The sequence below is a fragment of the Quyinboa ferrireducens genome (genome assembly GCF_042436675.1).
In the GTDB taxonomy this organism is placed as follows: domain Bacteria; phylum Bacteroidota; class Bacteroidia; order Bacteroidales; family UBA5342; genus JBHJHP01.
Genome location: NZ_JBHMVA010000006.1, coordinates 160,473 through 183,720, shown reverse-complemented (window position 1 = coordinate 183,720; position 23,248 = coordinate 160,473). Strand labels below are relative to the sequence as shown.

At 37.2% G+C, this 23,248-nt stretch carries 20 protein-coding genes; 3 read left to right on the top strand and 17 right to left on the bottom strand.

Annotation, left to right across the window (positions count from 1 at the left end; translation table 11 throughout):
• Window positions 1-83: 83 nt before the first annotated feature.
• The 3 genes from clpP to recQ all read left to right on the top strand — a co-directional run bounded on the left by clpP (window position 84) and on the right by recQ (window position 4,285).
• A complete protein-coding gene (gene clpP, locus ACE01N_RS11200; RefSeq protein ID WP_375730111.1) occupies window positions 84-767 on the top strand; it encodes an ATP-dependent Clp endopeptidase proteolytic subunit ClpP in 684 nt (227 codons plus the stop codon).
• 19 nt (window positions 768-786) lie between these two features.
• Window positions 787-2,004: an ATP-dependent Clp protease ATP-binding subunit ClpX gene (gene clpX / locus ACE01N_RS11195; RefSeq protein ID WP_375730110.1), complete on the top strand. Its 1,218-nt coding sequence runs from the start codon at window positions 787-789 to the stop codon at window positions 2,002-2,004.
• A gap of 97 nt (window positions 2,005-2,101) precedes the next feature.
• Window positions 2,102-4,285, top strand: a complete 2,184-nt coding sequence (gene recQ, locus ACE01N_RS11190) for a DNA helicase RecQ (protein ID WP_380588599.1) — start codon at window positions 2,102-2,104, stop codon at window positions 4,283-4,285.
• 269 nt (window positions 4,286-4,554) lie between these two features.
• Here the strand turns inward: recQ and ACE01N_RS11185 are convergent, their stop codons facing one another.
• The 17 genes from ACE01N_RS11185 to ACE01N_RS11105 all read right to left on the bottom strand — a co-directional run bounded on the left by ACE01N_RS11185 (window position 4,555) and on the right by ACE01N_RS11105 (window position 23,085).
• The gene (locus ACE01N_RS11185) at window positions 4,555-5,436 is read right to left on the bottom strand and encodes a MerR family transcriptional regulator (protein WP_380588596.1); all 882 of its coding nucleotides are present in this window, start codon (window positions 5,434-5,436) and stop codon (window positions 4,555-4,557) included.
• A gap of 151 nt (window positions 5,437-5,587) precedes the next feature.
• Window positions 5,588-5,893 (bottom strand): type II toxin-antitoxin system RelE/ParE family toxin, encoded by a 306-nt coding sequence (locus ACE01N_RS11180; RefSeq protein ID WP_380588593.1) that lies wholly within the window; start codon window positions 5,891-5,893, stop codon window positions 5,588-5,590.
• Window positions 5,883-6,110, bottom strand: a complete 228-nt coding sequence (locus tag ACE01N_RS11175; protein WP_380588590.1) for a hypothetical protein — start codon at window positions 6,108-6,110, stop codon at window positions 5,883-5,885. Before ACE01N_RS11175 ends, ACE01N_RS11180 begins: the two co-directional genes overlap by 11 nt.
• Window positions 6,111-6,220: 110 nt before the next feature.
• Window positions 6,221-7,456: a 3-deoxy-D-manno-octulosonic acid transferase gene (locus ACE01N_RS11170; protein ID WP_380588587.1), complete on the bottom strand. Its 1,236-nt coding sequence runs from the start codon at window positions 7,454-7,456 to the stop codon at window positions 6,221-6,223.
• A 1-nt stretch (window position 7,457) separates the two neighbouring features.
• Window positions 7,458-8,588: a DUF819 family protein gene (locus tag ACE01N_RS11165; protein ID WP_380588584.1), complete on the bottom strand. Its 1,131-nt coding sequence runs from the start codon at window positions 8,586-8,588 to the stop codon at window positions 7,458-7,460.
• Window positions 8,589-8,684: 96 nt separating this feature from the next.
• Window positions 8,685-9,320, bottom strand: coding sequence for a hypothetical protein (locus ACE01N_RS11160; protein WP_380588581.1), 636 nt, complete (start codon window positions 9,318-9,320; stop codon window positions 8,685-8,687).
• A gap of 306 nt (window positions 9,321-9,626) precedes the next feature.
• Window positions 9,627-10,817: a low temperature requirement protein A gene (locus tag ACE01N_RS11155; RefSeq protein WP_380588578.1), complete on the bottom strand. Its 1,191-nt coding sequence runs from the start codon at window positions 10,815-10,817 to the stop codon at window positions 9,627-9,629.
• Between the two features lie 185 nt (window positions 10,818-11,002).
• Entirely contained in the window at window positions 11,003-11,743 is a 741-nt protein-coding gene (locus ACE01N_RS11150; RefSeq protein WP_380588575.1) for a hypothetical protein, read from the bottom strand.
• A gap of 252 nt (window positions 11,744-11,995) precedes the next feature.
• Window positions 11,996-13,774: a hypothetical protein gene (locus tag ACE01N_RS11145; protein ID WP_380588572.1), complete on the bottom strand. Its 1,779-nt coding sequence runs from the start codon at window positions 13,772-13,774 to the stop codon at window positions 11,996-11,998.
• Between the two features lie 216 nt (window positions 13,775-13,990).
• On the bottom strand, window positions 13,991-14,539 hold the full coding sequence (locus ACE01N_RS11140; protein WP_380588570.1) for a hypothetical protein: 549 nt from the start codon (window positions 14,537-14,539) through the stop codon (window positions 13,991-13,993).
• Between the two features lie 130 nt (window positions 14,540-14,669).
• Complete coding sequence (locus ACE01N_RS11135; protein WP_380588567.1) at window positions 14,670-15,116, bottom strand: energy transducer TonB; 447 nt, start codon at window positions 15,114-15,116, stop codon at window positions 14,670-14,672.
• Window positions 15,117-15,165: 49 nt separating this feature from the next.
• On the bottom strand, window positions 15,166-16,209 hold the full coding sequence (locus ACE01N_RS11130) for a fibrobacter succinogenes major paralogous domain-containing protein (protein ID WP_380588564.1): 1,044 nt from the start codon (window positions 16,207-16,209) through the stop codon (window positions 15,166-15,168).
• A gap of 452 nt (window positions 16,210-16,661) precedes the next feature.
• Window positions 16,662-19,487: an MSEP-CTERM sorting domain-containing protein gene (locus tag ACE01N_RS11125; RefSeq protein WP_380588561.1), complete on the bottom strand. Its 2,826-nt coding sequence runs from the start codon at window positions 19,485-19,487 to the stop codon at window positions 16,662-16,664.
• Window positions 19,471-20,004 carry an exosortase K gene (xrtK, locus tag ACE01N_RS11120; protein WP_380588558.1) on the bottom strand — a complete coding sequence of 178 codons (534 nt, stop codon included), beginning with the start codon at window positions 20,002-20,004 and terminating at the stop codon, window positions 19,471-19,473. Before xrtK ends, ACE01N_RS11125 begins: the two co-directional genes overlap by 17 nt.
• Window positions 20,005-20,434: 430 nt before the next feature.
• Window positions 20,435-21,475: a serine hydrolase domain-containing protein gene (locus tag ACE01N_RS11115; protein WP_380588555.1), complete on the bottom strand. Its 1,041-nt coding sequence runs from the start codon at window positions 21,473-21,475 to the stop codon at window positions 20,435-20,437.
• Window positions 21,476-21,516: 41 nt separating this feature from the next.
• Window positions 21,517-22,062, bottom strand: a complete 546-nt coding sequence (locus tag ACE01N_RS11110) for a hypothetical protein (protein WP_380588552.1) — start codon at window positions 22,060-22,062, stop codon at window positions 21,517-21,519.
• 18 nt (window positions 22,063-22,080) lie between these two features.
• Window positions 22,081-23,085: a serine hydrolase domain-containing protein gene (locus tag ACE01N_RS11105; protein WP_380588549.1), complete on the bottom strand. Its 1,005-nt coding sequence runs from the start codon at window positions 23,083-23,085 to the stop codon at window positions 22,081-22,083.
• Window positions 23,086-23,248 lie beyond the last annotated feature (163 nt).

The window sequence follows — 23,248 nt, the reverse complement described above, 5'->3', positions numbered from 1 at the left end:
CTTAAAGGGTGTTCTAAATAAGAGCACCCTTTATTTTTCTGAGAAAAGATAGTTAACTTTGAGTTTCGGAAAAAAGATAAAAAATGGATAAAAACAACGATTTCAGAAAATTTGCTACCCGCCATCTTGGAATGAATGGACTGGCGTTCGACCAATATTCAGATGTTACCAGTAGTTATATCTCTCCCACAATTATTGAAGAGAGACAATTGAACGTGGCATCTATGGATGTATTCTCACGTTTAATGATGGACAGGATTATTTTTCTTGGCCTGCCAATAGACGAATATGTCGCCAATGTGGTTCAGGCACAGTTATTATATTTGGATTCTACTGATTCCACACGTGATATTTCAATTTATCTGAATACTCCGGGAGGATCGGTATACGCAGGATTAGGCATTTACGATACCATGCAGTTTATCGGACCGGATGTAGCAACCATATGTACCGGGATGGCAGCTTCCATGGGAGCAGTCTTACTTACAGCAGGATCAGATGGCAAGCGTTCTGCCCTCAAGCATTCCAGGATCATGATCCACCAGCCAATGGGAGGAGCACAGGGGCAGGCATCAGACATTGAGATTACCGCCCGCGAAATACTAAAGCTTAAAAAAGAGTTGTACCAGATCATAGCTGATCACTCTAAAAATCCATACGAAAAGATTGAGAAAGACTCCGATCGCGATTACTGGATGACATCTCAGGAAGCGAAGGAATATGGAATGATTGACGAAGTTTTATTTCGTTTAAAGGATAAGAAGTAATAAACAGGAAAATTAGATTATGGCAGTAGAGAAGTGTTCTTTTTGCGGGAGACCGAAGAAAGATGTAAATCTGTTGATCGCAGGAGTCGACGGACATATCTGTGATTTTTGCATCACACAGGCTTACGATATAATAAAAGAAGAGGTAAACTCGGGAGGCGATTTTGATCTTCACAGAGAGGACCTGCCAAAACCTGCTGAAATTAAAGGTTTTCTTGATGGTTATGTGATCGGGCAGGAAGCAGCAAAAAAATATATATCTGTTGCTGTGTATAATCATTATAAACGAATTATGCAATCTGAGCACAACGAAGTGGAGATTGAAAAATCCAATATACTAATGGTCGGACCCACGGGAACCGGAAAAACGCTTTTGGCCAGATCTATTGCCAAACTGCTTAAAGTTCCGTTTACCATTGTGGATGCAACTGTTCTTACCGAGGCAGGATATGTGGGCGAAGATATTGAAAGTATACTTACACGGCTTTTGCAGGCCTCGGATTATAACGTAGCAGCTGCAGAAAAGGGTATCGTATTTATTGATGAGATTGATAAAATTGCCCGCAAGAGTGATAATCCTTCTATTACCAGGGATGTAAGTGGTGAAGGTGTACAGCAGGGATTGCTGAAACTGCTGGAAGGTTCTGTTGTGAACGTACCACCGCAAGGCGGAAGAAAACATCCGGATCAGAAAATGATACCCGTTAATACAAAGAACATACTCTTTGTATGTGGCGGTGCGTTTGATGGTATTGACCGGCACATAGGAAACCGCTTAAATACCAAGGCAATTGGATATGCTGCTGCAAAGGGGAATGAAACAGTAGATAGAAGTAATCTGTTGCAGTACATTGCGCCCCAGGATGTAAAGTCATACGGGCTGATCCCTGAAATAATTGGCCGTTTACCGGTGCTCACCTATCTTGATCCTTTGGATCGAGATGCCTTACGACAAATATTAACCGAACCCAGAAATGCCATTACCAAGCAATATGCCAAGTTGTTCGAGATGGATGGAGTAAAACTCATTTTCGAAGAAGCTGCTCTGGATTATATTGTTGATAAGGCTATTGAGTTTAAACTGGGAGCCAGGGGGCTGCGTTCCATCGCTGAAACGATTATGATGGACGCTATGTTTGAGATTCCTTCCAAACCTCAGAAAACACTTAAAGTAACTGTTGCACTTGCCCGAAAGATGCTTGGCAATCTCAATAAAAACAGGCTGAAAGTGGCTTAATGTAAGGTATTATTTATAAGACGATTAATATCTTGAAAACTTGCATATAACCATAGTTTTTTTAACTTTGTTTTAAAGCTTTAATTAAATTTTTGGAATGAGTGAAAATAGAGACCTCTATACTGCTTTAAAAACTCATTTTGGTTTTTCTACATTTAAAGGCAACCAGGAACAGATTATTCACAATGTACTTGACAAGAACGATACATTTGTGTTGATGCCAACCGGTGGAGGAAAGTCGTTATGCTATCAGCTACCGGCATTGATGATGGAAGGTACGGCTGTTATTATATCTCCTTTAATTGCCTTAATGAAGAACCAGGTTGATGCCATGCGTAATTTCAGCTCTGAAGATGGTGTGGCTCACTTCATGAATTCCTCACTTTCCCGTTCCGCCCTCGAACAGGTTAAATCAGATATATTGTCGGGCAAAACCAAAATGGTGTATGTAGCTCCGGAATCGTTAACGAAAGAAGATAATATCTCATTTCTGAAAAATGTGACCGTTTCGTTTTACGCCATTGATGAGGCTCACTGTATTTCTGAATGGGGGCACGATTTCAGACCTGAATACCGCCGGATCAGGCCAATTATAAACGAAATTGGTACGGCACCGCTCATTGCATTAACGGCAACAGCTACACCTAAGGTTCAGCACGATATTCAAAAGAATCTGGGAATGCTGGATGCGAAGGTCTTTAAATCATCATTCAATCGTCCAAACCTGTACTACGAAATACGGCCTAAGGTTAATACCGAGAAGGAGATCATTAAATTCATAAAGAACAACGAAGGTAAATCAGGAATTATATATTGTCTGAGCCGTAAGAAAGTGGAGCAGCTTGCTGAAACATTGCAGGTAAACGGCATTAAGGCACTTCCTTATCATGCAGGCATTGATCCTGCCACACGTTCCGCTAATCAGGATGCTTTCCTGATGGAGGAAGTGGATGTGATTGTTGCTACCATTGCATTTGGAATGGGAATTGACAAGCCCGATGTACGTTTTGTGATTCATAATGATATTCCAAAAAGTCTGGAAGGTTATTACCAGGAGACAGGTCGAGCAGGCCGTGATGGTGGTGAAGGGCAGTGTATTACATTTTACAGTTACAAGGATATTCAGAAACTGGAGAAGTTCATGCAGGGTAAGCCTGTGGCTGAACAGGAAATTGGGAAGCAGTTACTACTTGAGACGTCTGCATTTGCTGAATCATCGCTTTGCCGCAGAAAAGTTCTTTTGCACTATTTTGGTGAAAAATATGAAGAGGAAAACTGTCATACCTGCGATAACTGTATCAATCCGAAAAAACAGATTGATGGTCAGGGCTATCTGATTCAGGTCATCAATGCCATTATTAAACTGAACGAAAGGTACAAGGCAGAGCATGTCATCAATGTACTGGTAGGGAAAGACGATGCAGCTGTAAAATCATTTAAACACCATAAACTGGATATTTATGGTTCTGCAGGTGACACCGAACCAAAGTTATTCGCGGCAACGATTCGTCAGGCACTTATAGAAGGTATTCTTGATAAGGAAATTGAAAACTACGGCGTGCTAAAGGTTACGCCGAAAGGGAGAGAGTACTTACAGAACCCATATGAATTTAAAATAGTTGAGGATCACGAATATAGCGATGATGACGATGAGCCGGGTATGCGTGGTGCAGGTACTTCATCGGTTGACCCTGTGCTGTTTTCAATGCTGAAGGATCTCAGAAAGCAGATATCCAAGAAACAACAGCTGCCGCCCTTTGTTATTTTCCAGGATCCTTCTCTGGAAGCCATGTCAACCAATTATCCCATCAGCATAGAAGAATTGCAGAATATGCCTGGAGTTGGTGCCGGTAAAGCCAGACGTTACGGAAAGGAGTTTGTGGAACTGATTAAGCGGCATGTAGAGGAGAACGAAATAGAACGTCCCAGCGATCTTGTGGTAAAAAGCGTGGCCAACAAAAGCAAGCTGAAAGTTTACATCATACAAAACATCGACAGAAAACTTCCGCTGGATGAGATAGCAGACGCCAAAGGATTGGAAATGGCAGACCTGCTTGCAGAAATTGAGTCAATCGTTTATTCCGGCACTAAACTGGATATAAACTATTACATAGAGGAAGTCATGGATGAAGATCATGTGGAAGATGCATTTCTTTACTTTAAGGAAGATGCAGAATCGGATGATATTCAGGCTGCGTTGGATGAGTTGGGTGAAGACGAATATTCAGAGGAGGATATTCGCATGATCAGGATAAAATTCCTCTCGGAATTAGGAAACTAAGGATCAAACTGAATTTTTAAGCCAGATAAGCGTGTATGAGGTAACAAGGAAAAGGAGGTATCCCGATTTATCGGACGGAGGATTTGTGTCAGGGGCATACACATCTCTCTTTTAAATCTCCCGATCCTGACGCTTCGGTCAGGACCACCCTCTTTTTCAAAGAGGGACATATCATTCATAATCTTTAGCGGACAATGCAACAGGTGTAATAGTATTAAAAAAATAAAGCCTCCTTTCGGGAGGCTTTGGTTTTCGTTGTAAATTGGATTTTACTGTAAATGTTTGATTAACCCCTTTAGTTCGTTTGCACTCCTGAAAAATTTCGTGTTAGGAGGAAACTTTATTTGTTTGTTTTCAAATTGTAATCCCGAAATAAGCAATATTTTTTTATTAAAAGTCTGACTAATATCATCTACAATTTTCTGAAGTTCCTCTTCAAGGATGTAAGAGGTTTTAGTCGTAAGCAGAAGATCAAAATCGCGGATATGGTGGTATATTTTCAGATCTTCCAGGGGAACAGACTGTCCAAGATAGATAACTTTATATCCCATGTTCCTGAGAATGTAGTTGTAGAATAACAGACCGAGTTCATGAAGTTCCTCATCGGGTAAAAAAAGAATAAATGTATGCTTTTTAGTTGGTGCAGGAAGGCCATCAATAGCGGTTATGATTTTCTGCCGTACAAAGTTCGACAGAAAATGTTCCTGTGTGGTGTCAATGGTGCCGGTTTGCCACAGTACCCCAATCTGTTTCATTACCGGACGTATGATCAGGTTAATGGTTTCTTCCATCCCCATTGCTGAAACGGATCGATTGAATAAAACTTCCAGTAACATGTCATCCTGATCAAGAACTGCACCAATTATCTGGTCAATGGTGTCAATGTCAGAAGAATCCGGTTTGTTGAAGTTCCTGACTTTTTCAGCTATTTCCGTCGTACTCATTCTGGAAATACGGGAAATTTTTGTTCCGCGCTTATTAAGAAACGCGATATTCATTATTTTTTTCAGCTGTTCATCTGAATATCTACGCGAGTTACCCTCTGTTCTGTCAGGATGTACAATTTTATACCTCTGTTCCCATATACGTATGGTATGTGCCTTAATATCGGTTAAGGCCTCAATATCTTTTATGGTATAAGTCTTCGACATTCTTATGCAAATATAAGAATGTTTAATTAAAATGAGAAATAATTAAACAAAATATTTTACTGTAGTTGATATCTGCTTTATTGATAATATTAGTGAAAGTCGACTTTTAAGCTTGTTTTGTATAGTTAGGGCACGGAAAATAAAAGTTTATTTATTTTAATTCCTTTTTGAGTTTATCAGGATTTTGCCTGTTGTCGAATAAAGTTACTACATATATATACTTGTCGTCATACTTGTAATAAATAGTTGTTTGTTTGGTAACAATGCATTTATGCAGACCACTAACAAATTTGGTTTTTTCAAATGAATCAGGATGTTGGTTAATACTATCAAGTGCTTTATCGAGTTTTTTAATAAAGTCATTCTTTACCTTATCAGACCAGTTAATTTCAAGGTAATCAAGTAACTTAGTTAGTTTTAGTGAAGCAAGTTTTGAAAGTTTTATGCTACGATTCATTTTTGTGATTATTCATAAAATCATCATAGTCTATAATTTCTCCATTTTCAATTTGCTTGATGCCTTCAAAAATTTCATCTTTCTGCGATTTAGGAATTGTTTCCCAAAAGTCATTCGATTGCTTTTTGAATATCTTCTTTATGGATGCTAGTATTTTGGGGTTATCTGTTTCAAGAATCATCCGCATTAATTCTAATTTCTCAGCCTGAATATTCATCGCTTATCTTTTTTACAAATTTAGGAAAATACTACCGATAGTCAAGTTTGATCTCTAAACTGCTTTTTAAGACATGTTATAACTGCATTGATATAACTTGAAATAAACTATTATTTAATACGATTTAGAATTGTTTGTGTTGCACCGGCATTTTCTCTGACATAGTTTCCGGCAACTTTTCCTGTCTTTTTGCATCGTTCAGGATCATGTAGTAATTGATCCAGTTTCAGTTTCAGGTCATTGTAATTGGCTATGGAAAACGCAGCATTAAGATTAATCAGATCGCAGGCCTCATTAAATTTCAGGTAGTTCGGACCAAAAATAACCGGCAGGTCATAGACGGCTGCCTCAAGTGTATTATGGATTCCAACACCAAAGCCGCCGCCAATATACGACAGAACGCCGTACCGGTAGATGTAGGATAACTTACCGATGGTATCCACTATCATGACCCGGGATTCTGAAACGTTTACTTTTCCCGGATCTGTGTAACGGCAAACCGGAACGCCTTCCAGCCTTTCCTGTATCTGCTGAATATGCTTATCATGAATCTCATGCGGGGCAATAATGAACTTAACATATCTGTCTTTTACTTCTTCTCTGATGTATTGTGATATCAGTTCTTCATCGGGGGGCCAGGTGCTGCCGCAAACCACCACTTTGGAATCTTTTGCAAAAGTTTCCAGCAGAGGATCGCTAAATTGCGATTTGGGAAGTGATGTGACCCGGTCAAACCTTGTATCTCCGGCTTTAATTACATTTTCTGTTTCGATGGATTCAAGTAACTTAACGGAATCATCGGTTTGTACGAAGATTGTTGTAAACTGTTTTAGCATGTTACGATACCAGCCTCCGTACCGCTTAAAAAACAACTGGTTCTCCCTGAAAATGGCTGAAACAAGATATGTGGGAACAGCTCTTTTTTTCAGTCCGGTCAGAAACCAGAACCAGTAATCGTATTTTACAAAAATCGCTTTCTCTGGTTTAATTGTATCTAGAAAGAAATTCACATTGGATTTGGTATCAAACGGCAGATATAAAATCAGATCAGCTCCGGGATAGTTTTTTCTGATTTCATATCCGGATGGAGAGAAGAAGGTAAGCACAATTTTTTTACCGGGATGCGATAGCTTATACGCTTCAATCAAAGGGCGTCCCTGTTCGAATTCACCCAGTGAGCTGCAATGAAACCAGATGTATTGAACTTTCGGATCAATATCGGCAGTAAGTTTATCTTTCCAGTTTTTTCTGCCATCAATCATTCCGTTCAGTTTTGGATTGAATGGTGAAAGCAGGACAAGGAAAAACCTGAATAAAGCGATTCCCAATGAATAAAGTATTCTCATTCTAATGTAATATATAAGCGAATAAAAATCCCAGATAATTTCCTACAGCATAACCAATAACCCCAACCGTTATTCCCGGTATGAGCAGGTTTTTATTGTTGAGTGTTCCTGCAATAACGGGTACAAATGGTGGAGAACAGATGAGCGCTGTGGAGGTGATCATCATGGTGTCGGCATCTACCCCGAATACCTTTGAAAAAATAAAATGCAACACAAAGGTAGAGAATATTACAAAGGCTACATAGTAGAAGATGGTGCTGCTGAGGTGTGCAATCTCATAAAAATTAGCCCGGGTGGCAATGGCCAGACTGAATACATAAATGAAGTACATACCTGCAGGAAAAGCTTTTTTAAGGCTGGATGCAAAATTAAACATCGATATGGCAATCGCCAGTGTGGTAATCATTAGAATGATTACGATCATCTGGTATTTTTCGTGCAAACTAAGGCCGGTAAAAGCACTTACACCTGCAATACCGATGCTGATAAGAAGTCCCAGAGCCGCATATTTATAATCAAATGTTACAAACCATTCTTTCAGCGTTTTGGGTTTTTGTTCCGTTGTAAGATCCGTAGTCTGTGCATCAGGATAGTGTTTCAGTACTTTTCTGAACCAGACTTTCCCAATGGTCATCAGGAATAAAAGGTAGATGGCACTCAGGATTGTATCCATGGTGTGCACTCCGATATATACATCGTTTGATACATCAAGTCCGGTTTTGATGGAAGCCAGATTCGGTGTTCCTCCTGTATAAACCCCAATGAGCATTGCACCTATTTTCCAGCCCTCTGTAATTTTTGATCCGAACATGGCGTGTCCTACTCCTACTACCAACATCAACGCCAATACAGCAATGATCATGGATTTCAGGGTCACGCCTGCTGTTGCTTTCCAGTGCCTTGGATTGGCGTCAAACAAAAGAATGGGTAGCGCCAGCAGAATGGCTCCGGATGCAATATTGTCCTGAAGCGCATACGTGGATTCGTTGAACATGGGCGTATGCCCCAGCAACATACCAATGGCATAGCAGATAAGCACTGCACCGATTTTATTGAGAACGCGGTACCGTTGAGTTAAATAGGAAATGATTAAGGGAAGAATAAGAAAAAACAGTACTAATAATATGGTCATAACAGTTCACTCCATGTAAGACATCAAACAAAGATGTGAATTTATTTTCAAAAATGCCTGCAGAAGTACTCATTTCATAGATTTTAAATTAAGGGTTTATTTTTCACAGGCTGTTTCTTTGATATTTAAGTCATAATAATCAGTAATATATAACCTGATCCATCCATATTTATAGATGTCGCCTTTCCTGATTCTTATGGCCAGGTACAAATCACCTGAATTCCATACATTATTGGCAATTTCTGCGTTATTTGTCCATTTAGGAGTATAAGAACTCAGTGTAGCTGAAATTACCTTGTGTTCTCCATCTGATTCGGCGCCCAGAATTTTCCAGTCTAATTTGTTGTCTATTGTGTCTCTCAGGTGCAACGGGTTTAGATTTATTTCAATTTCGTTATTGCCGGTATTCAAAACCTTACAGGCTTTTGTTGGTTTAAAGCATCCGGCCATTGAGCAGGCATAACCATAATATGAATAAAATGTTATGTCATTAGTGCCATCAGAATTGAGGTCGAGTGATATTGTGCCGGAATATACTGTTGAAGGATATCCGGCAGCAGTTTCGTTTTCGAAAGTTATCTTTTGTACTGATGGATATGTATGCGTATCAAGTTTCTCTGAATTAATTCCTGCAAGAATAAATTCAGACTGAATATCTTCAGATGTATTTATATACTCACAGCTTAATAGTAATAGAAAGACTAAAAGCCAGATTGAATTCCGTTTTCTCATATTATCAGGAACTTAAGTTTGTAATGTATCGTAGCATTGATATTCTATGTGTTATTTATCTGTCGGATCCCCTGAAATTTAAGCATCTCACCCTCATTCCTGGGACCGAAACATCTTTAGACTTAGGCAATCAGCATGTTTTGTGCCCCTTAATATTTCTATGACATTTGTTTTTAAACAGGTTCATGTCATGATTTTCAGGTTATGTTTTTTCAAACACCATACGAAGATATTCTATAGTTGTTATATTTCCAACTAAAGTGCTCGAAATGTTATATTTAGAGATAACCTTTAATGCAAGATTACTCAATTTGATGCGTCCTTCTTTCTCTGAAGTGCCATATACCTTAAATTCAGAAATAAGATCTCGCTTACCAGAACAATTAGTACACCTGCCAGGTAATACAACCTGTTGATGTGCAAAGTGATAAATGTTGAAATTAGAAATACGGCTGCTGTGATCAGTAATGAAAAATCTATTGGCTTTTTCAGAGGACGCATGCCTTCCGGCAATACTAGAAATAGCATCATCAGTCTGATGCAGACCAGGAATGTGGCAATGGCATAACCAAGCTTTTGAAGCGGAATTTCGTGGTGTGTATCAAAGAATACGGTAAAGCTTACAGCAACCAGACCAAGCGATAAAAGCAAGGGAATAAATAAGTATTCAAGTAACGAGGCTTTTAAAAATCCTTTTTGAGCATCTCTTTGTGCAACGATCGTAAAAAATATCCACCAGAGGGCAAATACAATTGCAATTTCAAGCGTAAAGTTAAGCCAGGTTGAGAACCCTGAGGCGTTTGTCTGGGTAATGCCGTTTACCACACCCAGAACTACTTCACCAAACATAATAATTACCAACAATCCCATGCGCTCAAACATGCTTGATGACAGTGCGATATCCGATCTGTCACGGTTCAGCAACACCACAGAGAACATTGGAGGGGCATAATTGCATATAATGATCAGCGGGAAAAGGAGCTTCTGCCATTCTGAATTTAAAAACAGTGTCAGTGCCATCAAAGCGAGCGAAATCAGGTAAAGAATGGTATACGGCCTGTTGTAGCGCCGATGTGATTTATCGTAAAACCCAACACTCCACCACATATAGGTGATGTACAGCTGCATGATCATCAAAACGACCATGATATTAAAAAAACGGTTCTCCTGGGTTTGATCGATAACAACAGCCAGTGCAGCAATAATAACCATTTGCCAGAGTGTCATCAGGCGGGTTCTTAAGCCATCGTTCCCGTGAATATCGTGGTAAAGGCTTCCGTTCACCCAGCCCCAGTAGATCAGGATGAACATAACAGCATATTCAAAAAAACTTTCGGTGGTGATATGCAAAGAAAAGTGGTGGGTGATCCGTGAAATGGCAATCACATAAACCAGGTCGTAAAACAGCTCCAGCCAGCTGACCCGTCTTTCTTCCTGAGGGCGGTCAAATTTTTTTGGCGGCCCCCACCATGATGCAGAAGTTGTAGGTAATCGCATAATAGTATGTTTGCCGTGGGATGAGATAAATATACGATGAATTGGCGGTAATGCAAATAGGAATTTAATTTGTTAGGCAATTTCTAGGTCCATCATCTAACGAAGTATTCTTGTGATTTCGATACTACTTTCAAATTATTTATGGACTTATATTTAGAAGGCTAATGTGTAATTTTTGTAAGTGGCTAATATACATCAATTTCCTGACCATCGTTTTCAGGTAAAGTTGAATCTATGAAAATAAGTTCTGGCTCGAAATACTTCCATTTGCCTAAATCGAATTCAATATTTAATGGATATACTTTTTTTAGGGAATCTAACATTTGAGAATTTATATCGCATAAACTAATTCCTTCCTGTAGCATTAAACCTTCAATATAATCAGCGTGCGTTTTTGTAATGATGTTTAATACCTTGTCAATAATTGAGCTATCTGAAATGTTTGACCAGATTAATTTATAATTCACTTCACTGTATATTTCGGGAACATTTGGATCATTACCTACACTGTTAAGATAATGTTCTATTTGATAAGATAATGAATCCAATGAACAGGGTTCTTTTTCTGCTAAAAGTTGATTTTGTTGATTGATAATAATATCAAAATAATACCTGCTCCTGAATGAAACAGGACAGTCCTTACAAACAGGAAAGCCATAATCCACAAGAACACCCAGATATCCGTTCTCTTCATTAAACACAAAAGGAACCTTAATTAAAACACGAGTACAAATTTCACAAAGATCTGACCCATAAGCCTCACTAATTTCTTTACGTATGGTTTCTGAATTCTTTGTATAGTCGATTGCAAAGCTCCTCTCTGCCACACGATATCCGATTAAATCCAAATGTTTTACACACTTATTTTCTCCTATACAACTCGTTAAAAGAATTAAAACGAACATATAAAACAGAATTTTCTTCATTGGCTTTAACAAATTGACAATTGAGTATTTAATTGTTCAAATACTATAATTCATCTTTGATTTTTCTTAACTATAGCTAACTTTAAATTACTCTTTGGCTTTTTTTAATTCACGCTAGCGTGCTGAAAATGTTTAGTGCAGGTTTTCGAAGCTCCAAGCTATCAAATCGCAAAATTGGTTATTAAATGCTTTAAGGCTCAAATTTAGTACATCACCCCGCATTACGTATATTTTTTGTTGGCAACCGTTTTTTTATAAATCAAATTTCTTATTATCATAAGTACCCCAACCCTCTGTAATATTTTTATACAATTTATTCGCTCTATCAATGTCCTTAATCCAGTAAAATTGTCCATGATGCCCTTTATTTGGATACTTATTCATTTCTTCACATGTCGATTTTATACCCGATAATCCATCCTTAATTATTAAATTCAGCTCTTTACACTCACCTTCATTAAGATAGCATCTAAAACCAAAATAAGCTTTAGACGAATAATAATATAATTTTGCTGTTAATAATGTTCTTTCATATAAAGAAATCAGTTCTTTATAATCACTTTTAGAGGTAAAATATGGTTTTGCACTTAATATTTTGTTCACAGCCCATTTGGCTTTTTCCACTCCAAATTCCTTTTCACGAATAATATAATTAAGATATTCTTTATTCATCTTTTCGCTAGGACTAACCCAATTGCTATCAATTGCCCAAGGTGCTTCTCTAAATAGAATAGATTGTATTCCAGGGCTTATCTCTTTTGATTTATATCTTGCAGGAGATAAATGCTCAATTATATCTTTCCAGTAGTGAAATTTTTTATTCACATTATGCTCAACTTTAACAGTTGGATTGTCTAACCATTTCCCACTACAATGCCTGGAATAATTGCTTTGGTAATCAAAATCGAGTCTGCTATGAGAATTTGTATGCAGGCCTAAAGTATAAAATATAGAGGTTATTATATCATCTGTCTCAAGGAAGACATCTTTTAAATATGGGACTAGTTTTTCTCCATATTTTTGAGTTATAAATTCTTCTGTTATTACCTCTGCTGAGAGTGAAGTATCTTCAGAAATTCGTTTAAGCGCATAAATGTTTATTTCAGTTGGCCTGCCAATGTTTTGAGATTTATCGTATCTGTCAGTACGAGCAACATATCCAATTACATTTTTTTGTTTCGCATAGTATTTCCATCTATTAATTGTTACCTCAGGCAAGATACTGGCAATAACTCCTTGTCCGTTATATTCATGACCCAAATCAAATTCAATTATCACTTCCTTATCAAATTTTTTTATAAATGTAGAAACAGGATGGGTAAGGAAAAAATCATGAGGGACTTCTTTGGTCATAATTTTAACCTTTGGATTTCTAATCAAATTGACACAATCTATCAAAGCATTCAATTCTTCTTTGTAATACATAAATGTTCTAATATAGAGTTGCATGTTCCGTTCGTCAATTACTACGCTTGCAATTGAGTCTACTAAATTTGCCAGCTTTTCTGAATCTGTTGTCCATTTTGTAGAATATTGATTTTCAATGCGGGCACCGGTCTCTATAAACGTAAGAACTATACCGTTCAAATCAGGTATACAATCCAGCATTGACCTGTAATCATTTTTAAACCATTTCCAAAATTCAGGATCGTCTAAATTGATTAAGCCTTCTTTATTTTTAAATTTATCTGGATAGTAATCAAGATCGTATATGGCATGATCCCAAACTAATACATTTTGAATACCTGACCGATGTGCTTTTTTAATCAATTTACAAGTCGCCTTTAATTTTTTCTTTTTTCTCACATCTTTTAAATCCATTATCAATTCGTGAGAAAGTTGTAAATGATTAATATTATAATATTCTGCAGAGTTGAGGGCTACGTTTCCTTTTTCAACTTCACTTGATAAAATGTTCCAACCTCTAATTTTTAAGTTTTCATAATCATTAGTGGATTCATTATTCTTTTTGGAAGTACAGCTTAAAAATCCCAGAAAGACGAATAAGTAAAGTAATCTATAGAATTTCATATTAATCAGAAAATTATGATCAAATTTGGATTTAACACTATTTTTTAATTTAAAGGGTTGCCAACGTTCCCGCGGTATGGTGTCGTGCGGTTGACTGTCCCACGAAGTGGAGACTGTCAAGCCGAAAACGACGGCATACGGAATAAGGTTTTGCAGATTAAAACAAAACCGCATGCACTATGACTTCTTGTTGGCTGCCGTAGTTTCATTTCGTTTTCAATTTTCAACATATTCTTTAATAAAATCTTCGTAGGTAGTAATAAGTTGATTCTCTGTGCCTAAAACATCCTTTAAATAAAAGCTTACCATCTGCTTACTTTCTTTTGAATTGTTAAACATATTTGGATAAATAAAATCACTAAGTTTTTCTATTTTGGTATCAATCATACCTGATAAATAATTCATAAGGATAAGTTTCGACATCATCTTGAAGTCGATAGAATTAATCTGGTCTTTTTTATAAAAATCTAATCCTGCATTGCTTACTGTGGCAATTGTTAAACCTCCTTTTTCCTGGAATATATCGAGAAGTGTTCTGGAAGATTCTGTGTATTTGGTCAGAGAGTCTAATAAGTTAGTTTGTTTCTCAATTACTCCTTTTAAGTTAGAATAATTGTCTTGCACCTCCATATTTATGGTTCTCATTGATGCGATGTGATATTTTCGCGCATCATTACTTTCTTTAAGGTTATTCAAAAATAATGCAAGCAAAACACCAGCAGTAACTATTGTGAACTCGATTAGATAAGGCTTTATTTTTTTCATTATTAGTATATAAAATCAATAAATTTCTCAATACGTTTTTAAAATAATATTCTTTGCGATAAAACGTTCCCGCGGTATGGTGTTGTGGCAACTATCGCATGTATCATACCTTGTGTTGGCGATCGTTTTTTTATTCCAGCATAAAGTTAATGGGTATCGTATATGAAACCGGAATTAGTTTACCATGTTGTCCCCCTGGTTTCCACTTTGGCATACTTTTAATAAGCCTCAATGCTTCTTTGTCTAATATAGGGTTGACACTTTTCTCGATTTTGCAATCCATAATTTTCCCGTTTTTTGCAACGGTAAATCTAACGAAAACTTTTCCTGCAATTTTCTTTTTGCGTGCCTCTTCAGGATATCTGATGTTATCACTTAAATACTTCATTAATTCAGCGTCCCCTCCTTTAAACTCAGGCTTAGGGTCAACGACGATTATTGTGTCTTTCCCATTGGTTCTGTACTCAATGCCATTTTTCATAAATGCACTGTATTCCTCTTTTTTTTCCTGAGCATAGGTCGCCGAAAAGAATAAGATAAGTAATAAGATTGCTGTAGCCTTTTTCTGTGTCATCATTTATATAAGGTTATGGTTATTGCAACCGTTTTTTATTTAGAATTTTATATCAAAAGTCATTCTTTACACATCTCACCCCATAGCCATATTGATTATAGATATCTATGCTAAAATGACCAGGTTGATTATATACTAAAAAGAAAACTCTGGTAATGTCAGAATGATATCTTGATACAGTTGTACTCCACAATGCACTATTAGTTCCCCATGCAACAAAATGACCATTTTCACCGCGGGCACCTACCGGAAGTGCATTGAATCCACTGGTATTATTTGAAGCTTGATTATTCCCCACATCTCCTTTGTACCCGGATTCTTTCCATCCTGAAGTTGAAGATAATGATTTTCCAATCTCCCATTTATATCCAACGATATCCGACCAGCTATATCCATTTTCAATGAGATAATTATCAAGTTTCAACCAATCATCTTCACTTGGAACATGCCATCCTTCGGGACACAATTTGCTTGTATTAATGGTGAATCCATTATACAGTCTACCATATAACAGGCCAATATTTTCGTCATTATCATAATTGCAATAGGCGGCAGTAGTCAAATTACTCCATATCGTATCAACGGTTACATTTGGAATTGCTGTACCATCATTATATTTGGTTGTTCTTAAGTTTTCAGCCATCCATGCCTGGTCTCCAATTTTTATTATTTTATATATATTACCTTCAATGTCTTCTAGTGAGTCTGTCCAGGCTGTAATAAATGAATATGAGTAACCGTATCCTGTGCCAGCACTATTTGTAGCATATGCCCGAACATAGTATTTTGAATATGCTTTTAGACCTGTGATTGTATTTGAAAATTTACTTATATCCGAATTTTCCAATATAATATTATCATCAATTGTAGGTGAGATTTTAGTATTCCAGCAAAGTCCCCGGGATGTAATATCTGCACCACCGTTTGAAATAATTTCTCCTCCACATAGGGCTGATGTTTGTGTAATTTCACTTGCTCCTATTGTGGTAACTGTTGGTATTTCAACTTTTTCATCGTCATCTTTTGAACAATTGTAAGTGAATAATAAAGTAAACAGGACTAATACTGTTTTCGTTAAGTTTGTTATGTTCTTCATTACCATATTTATATATCCTTTGTTTTTTAGATTATCATTTTTTTTCTGTTATCCTGTTAAAGCTTCAGAGATAGCTCGCTTCACCCGGAATGACAGGCAGTTGCTGGCTGTTGGGCTGGAGGATGGATTGGTTTGCTACGGATTCGAAAACCACCCCATCCTCCAAGCCCATATGAACATAAGAGACTGTCATTCTGAGCGTAATAAAATGAAGCGAAGAATCATTAATTATTACCGGTTTTTTAACCGGACAACAATAGTTTTTTTCATTAATTGGTGAAATTTATTCATCTCTTATCAGTTTAATTGTTCCCTAACGGATTGGTATTTGATACGTTAGGCCTTTCGACACACTTTCCTGTCAGGTTACAACTACCGGAGAAAAGGGCCGGAACGTTCTGTTAACCACTTACTGCCAATGTTATATCTCTGATGTTATCACTCGATCTTTTTTATTCTGTCCACCGTTTTTTTCTTTTTTCTTTGTACCATAAAGCAAGTCCGAGTAGGATTATCATTAGTATTAAACCGGGCTCGCTCATTCTCTGCGTGTCTTCATCAAGGTCTAATGATTTGTTGCCTGCCAAAGTTTGTTCCTGTTTCTTTTTTAACATAGCCTTTTGCGCTTCATTCTCTACAACCAAATAGGATGTTACTGGTGTCATTACTTTTGAGATAAAACTGTATTTTACCAGATTCAACCATTCCCTGTCTGAGTTTTCAGGATGCAATTTTTGCGAATTCCATAGTCCCTGCATGGTCAAGGCCGTTTTCCAATCCCTTTCTTTAACATCCGTTTGCCTGACATCAAATACATCCTTTTTCAAAATGATATCTGGCTCATGGTTGTTTCTTAAATAGGCAATTGAATTGTCTGATAGCTTGTATTCCAAAACTGTTTCGCAAAACATACATTCTCTTAATGTTTCCGGCAGTTCTTTTTTTGGATTTTCCATTAAGGAATGTTCTCTTAAATCTCCGTTCTTATCAAGGCAAAAAAACAAGTCATTTTCAGGATATGTGAATTTGAAGTCTGCAAAATCTCTGTCCAAAACGGCATTTTGAATACTGTCGGTTACGACCACAATTACAGGATATGTTTCTGATTTGTCCTGATAGGCATTAACCAATGTTGTTTTTATTGCTCTTTCCAGGTAAAAACCGCCTTCAAAAGTTTGATTTTTATATTGTTCTTTCCAATCATTACCTAATGTTGTAGTCGTTACGTAAATATTTACAAAGCTGATTTTTGCGTTCTCCGAAAGTGGTTTATTGTTTGCTAAAACCTTTTCAATTCTTTTGATGAAATCTGTTGACTTATTGTTTTGGTTTTCAGATGCGTCAACCAAAAAATGAAAATAGGATTTGCGTTTAACAGACTTCAAATCTTGTTTTTGTTGTGCTGAAACATAAGCCATATTTTCGGTTTCAATGTTTTCATAAATTGTTTCATCAATGTTTCCTAATTCAATGACATTATGGTCAATGTTTAGTTTTACAGGCTCTTTATGTAAGAATTCAATTCCTGTTTTTCTTACTTCATCTTTTGCGAACGGAAATACTCTGAAAGCAACTCTGTTTCCTGTCAGATAATATAGAATTCCCGGATCTCGGTTTTCATTTCGGATGTTTGAAAATATCCACATTGCTGATTTTTTCTCTGCTAAAATACCCGGCTCTTTTACGTCTCCAACATAAAGATAGTAATCGCTGATCCAACAACCATAAGGTAAATCTATCGTTGTGGCATATTCAGATAGCCAGGGGTTTCCGTTTTTGTTGGTTATTTCTAAATCAACCCAACTTTTCCACGTATTTTGAGTTTTGTCGTAAGTGCTTTTTGTGCTGATATTACTGATTTGAACATTGTAATTCTGGATATTTTCAGGCGGTAACTCAAAAGATGGTGTGCCGAAAAATATTTTTTCAATTGTATTAATTTTAGCGTCAGACAAGGTAAGATTGTCCATGACCAGCCAGTTAAAATACGATGACAAATAGGGAATCCCGTTGCCAAAAATTCCACCCGTGCTAACTCTGTGGTCTTTATGACTTTTTATAACATTGAGTGTTTTTTGAAGCGAAACTTTATCAATGTCATAGTGCTTTGAGTAGTCAGGACTATATAAATAAGATAGTGTTTCATTTAAAACGCTTTTATCTTTCAGGTATGTTTTGGTAATTATTGCCGGAATGACCAGAATGCCCAATATCGAAATTCCGATAATAAGTTTTTTTGAAATCTGCGTTTTCAGGAAGGTAAAATCCTTTGAAAGTTCGTTGATGTGAATAACGAAAAGGAGTAAAGGGGATAACATTAAAAAACCTGATCCGATCACAATAATTGCAACTACTGATAGAGGCAGGAAAGGGAGAAACACCAAAAAGAAATAGAATGTGTAAGCAAATGTTATGCTTCGGCCAATAAATACAAGTAATCGGTATAACTTATTTTCAAGGTTGGGTAAACAAAGCATTATAGCATTTACAATGGCCAGAATATAAAACCAGGCATTATTGAAATCTCCAAAAATTCCGGATCCACCCGGGCCGAAACTATTAAACAGGTAACCATTGTTTACTGATAATCCCAGCAATGGTAGTACCAGTGCAATTGGAATTTTCCAGGCTAACTGGTATTTCTGCCAAATTTCCGTCTTTTTAGACGCAAGTATAAAAACACCCCTGATTAAGAAAAAGAGAAAAGCTAATGTGGCAGCAATAACAAGAACCACAATCGTATGAATAAAAAAATCACCCTCAACACGTTGCCATAACGGAAGTATGATTTGTGAAAATAAGTACCCTGAAACAGGAATCCCAATTGCAATTAGAAAATTAACCCAGGCTTTGTGTTCCCTGTTCTCAGGTGTGAAATGAGAAACTAAAACAAATAAAGAATAGACAAGCGTTGGCATCAGGAATGTTCCAACGAATAAATAGATGTTACCCGAAAGCATCCATGACGGAATTGAAAACGGAAAGATATGGTCTAAATGATAGCCGTACAGGTAAATGTAAGGTATATAACAAAGCAGGGCAATTAAACCATACCAAACAGAAATACTCTTCTTTTTTAAAGTCAAATAAACCGCATAAAAAAGATTAAGTAAGCCAAGAATTCCTAACGACAGTCCGAAAGTTTTCCAAAGCTGGATACTGTTATCATCCAATAAAGTTTTAATGATATTGAACTGACCAAAGAAAAGAATAAACAGGACCACTAACGGTAAGGTGTTTATAATAAAAAGCCATTTCGGGTTAAGTAAATTTCGCATGGTTTCGTTTAGTTATAAATTTTTTTTCAATTAGAATATAAGCCAAAATAAGGAATGACAGGTTTGTAATTATTCCAATAGCTTCATGTATGATATGTTGCTGGTTCTGGAAAATATTTTTTGTCTGTGTTTGTACAACAATTGAAGCAATAATCCGCGATGTATTTACAAAAATTGTCAGGATATATGCTCCGGTTAAAGCTGTCGGAATGGAAAGGATTTTAATTATTGCTTTATCAAAATGCCTTACGGTCAGATAAGTAAAGAGCAGAAAACCTAAAACCCAAAAGTTAAAACCTGAACAGGATTTGTCAATAATGATGTTGAGTTGTTCGTGGAAATATCCGCTATCCGAAAGATATACAGAAGGCGAACCTGTTAAAAGTCCAACAAGTTTGTCGGTCGGTTTGAGAAGAAAAATCAAATCGTTATTGTCAGCAAGTGTAAAGGCAAATTTCAGCAAGATGAAAAGGCCTGCTGCTGTCAAATAATACGGTATATTCTTGTTTGTCTGCACTATATTTTTAGTAGAGTGGTAACTAGTATATATCCCGACATTCATTCGGCTTTACGCATTTATTTGGGATGTAAAGCCCAGGTATTATCTGCTTTAATTTTTGTGTCTTATGATGATTCTTTTGCATGACAGGTTATATCAGAGCGCATCAAAACGATACAGGTTCTTTTCATTATGGTGAGACTAAAATACATAAAAAAGTGATATAAAAGACAAAAGGGGATAGGATTAACTCAACAAAAATCACTTTCGTAACCCTGTAGCATTACGTTTAAATAATTTTGGTTTCAGGGCATAATGTACTGGTCTTTAGTTCAGCAAATCTGATAAGGTATCATTTTGGATTATGAGGTATAGTCCGTGCATTGCTTGCCGGACAATCTTGTGTGTATAGCCGGGTGTAAATAATACGCTGTGACGGCAATAAAATTTACAAAACCTTAGGACTGGTCTTTCTTATTATTTTCAATAAACGACCATATTCAATATCCGCTAAATTCCAGTTGTATAATTTAGGGTCTGTTGTATTTGTAAATTGAATGACTACTGCGTCTATGTCTTTGTGGTATTTGGCAATGCTTTGGTATCCCGGAACCCAGCCTTTATGTTCATATTCATAAATGGACGAATAAATTTCCTGTTCTCCTTCATCAAACACTGTTCCATCGTTTAAGGCACGCAAAAATATGCCGACATCTTCGGCTGATGCTACCATTCCCCGGTCGTCGGTTTTTAAATCCAGAGGGTAGCCAACATGGTAGCCGCTCATCACGCTATCGGTATTGACTTCATTAACCGAAGCGAACGTGTTTTTAAGATGAAGCCGGTTTAAAATTCCCTCCTGAATAAACTGATAATGAGGATACCCCAGAACGGTATCCATAATTTCGGAAAGGAGCAAATAGTTCGTATTGCAGTATTCATACTTTTTGCCCGGCTCAAAATCAGCGGGCTGATCAAGAATTAATTCGAGGTTTTCCTGGTTGCTTTTTGGCGGAGTTGCCCAATAACCCGGGGTAGCGGTATAATTGGGTATGCCACTGCGATGCTTAATCATCATTCTCAGTGTAATTTTCTCAGCATTTTCAACCCGCCCTTTAAGCTCAGGTAAATAATCAGCCAATGTTTTATCCAGTGATAAACGTCCGCTGTGTACCAGTTTTGCGACAGCAACCGCATTATAAAGTTTACTAATACTGCCAATCTTGAATAAGGCGTGTGGGTTGGCTGGTGTTTTGTTTTCGCGGTTGTTTAGTCCGGCAGCATAAAACGCAGGTTGCTTACCAGCTTCGTCAACATAGACAATAATGCCATCAAATCCAAGGTCAACAGCTTCATTCAATTGTTCCTGAACTGTGTCAGGTAGTGGTAAAATCCAGGCCTTAACTAAAATCCACGGCACAAAGAACATGGAGGCGATTGTTCCAACCAGCAATGCTATTCTGACGATTCGTTTTATTGGTTTATTCATTGGTTCATTATTAAAAATGTATGCAATTGCAACTAGTTTATTCAGAATCTGTACCCAACATTGAATTGAGTGGCAAGATTAAATCCTAACTCATCAAACAGTTTATTTTTAGCAAAGCCCGGGTAGGGATTTTCGGAGTCTTTGCTGTAAGTGAATGATCCGATACTGATATTCGTTCCTAAGTATACACCCTTAAACGCGTTGATTTCAAAACCATATCCTCCGTTTAGAAAGAGATAATTATAAGTGGTCGGGAAATAGGTGTCTCTCGCATTATAGATGTAAGAAAAACGAGTGATCAGGTACATATTAAATTTGTTAGTGGTTCCGTTTGGAAAGTATTTATAATTCAGGTCACAGCTTAATATTCTTTGATCTTTTCGGGTAAACGGATTAAGTCCAAACCCAAGTTCCAATTGATTATTCCCTTTATTGTAGGTTACGCCCGGACCCAATCGGATTGGATTAATCTCTCCATTCAGGCCTGAATTTATCACAAATCCGAATTTACCGGTTGAGTCACTGTTTTGTGCGTCACTAAATAAAGGGATCATGCTGATCAGAGTTAAAAGGAGATAGTGCTTCATAGTTTGTTTAATGGTGTTTTAATAATCTTTTTCCAGGATCCTCACAATCCTGTTATAAACCCTTTTTAGTTTTAACCAGTACATCTCATTGCTGCTGGTATTTACAAATTGAACAACCACGGCATCTATGTCGCTGTGATATCGGGCAATACTTGTATAACCATCCATCCAGCCGGTATGCTCATATTCGTAAACAGAGGAATAAATGGCCTGTTCTTTCTCATTGAGTAACGTGCCATCGATCAGGGCCCGTAAAAATATTCCAACATCTTCCGCCGAGGCCACCATCGATCCTCCCGGCCTGGTAAAGTCGTTTGATTTCAGATCGGCTTCGTAACCGATGTAATAGCCACTCATCACATCGTTGGAGTCTGCTTCGCTGTATAAACTATATGTGTTGTTTAAGCCCAGCGGAACCAGAATATTGTTTTTAATATAATCGTGATGTGAATACCCTAAGGTTCTGTCGAGTATTTCTCCGATCAGCAAATAGTTTGTGTTGGAATACTTGTATTTTTTATCGGGAGGGAAATCAGCAGGTTCATCATATATTAATGAGGCAGTAGTTAAATAATCCTCTTCGGTATTGCTGTTCCTGAAATCGGGATCGAATAAAAAATCGGGAATACCGCTCCGGTGCTGTAACAGCATTCTCAGCGTGATCTTGTCTGCATATTCAATTCTTCCTTCAACCTCCGGAATGAGCCGGGAGAGTGTGTCATCCAGTGACAGGTACTGACCGGCAACCAGTTTGGTGGTTGCAGCGGCTATGTAAAGCTTACTGATACTCGCTATTTTGAACAGTGCATGAGGATCAGCCGGAATCTGATATTCTCTGTTCTTCCATCCGGCACTGTAAAATGACGATTTACCGGCCTGATTGACGTAAACAATCATGCCGTCAAATCCGTTCTCAACAGCTTTGTTTACTTCTGTTTCAATTGAATCGGGCAGAGCCTGCAAGTCCAGTTCACATCCTGATATCAATAATGCTGTGCTAATTATTGTAACAAGCCTGATCATTATACGAAGTTTTATTCTTTTAATCATTATGCTGAGATTCACTAACAAGCCTAAATTTTAACAACGGAGTAGCCCAAGTGTTTAGGACATGATAGCATATAGTTCTGTGAACCCGTTTTAAATTATGAGTTCTGATGCGACTCTTTCCTTTTTTTGTTCCACA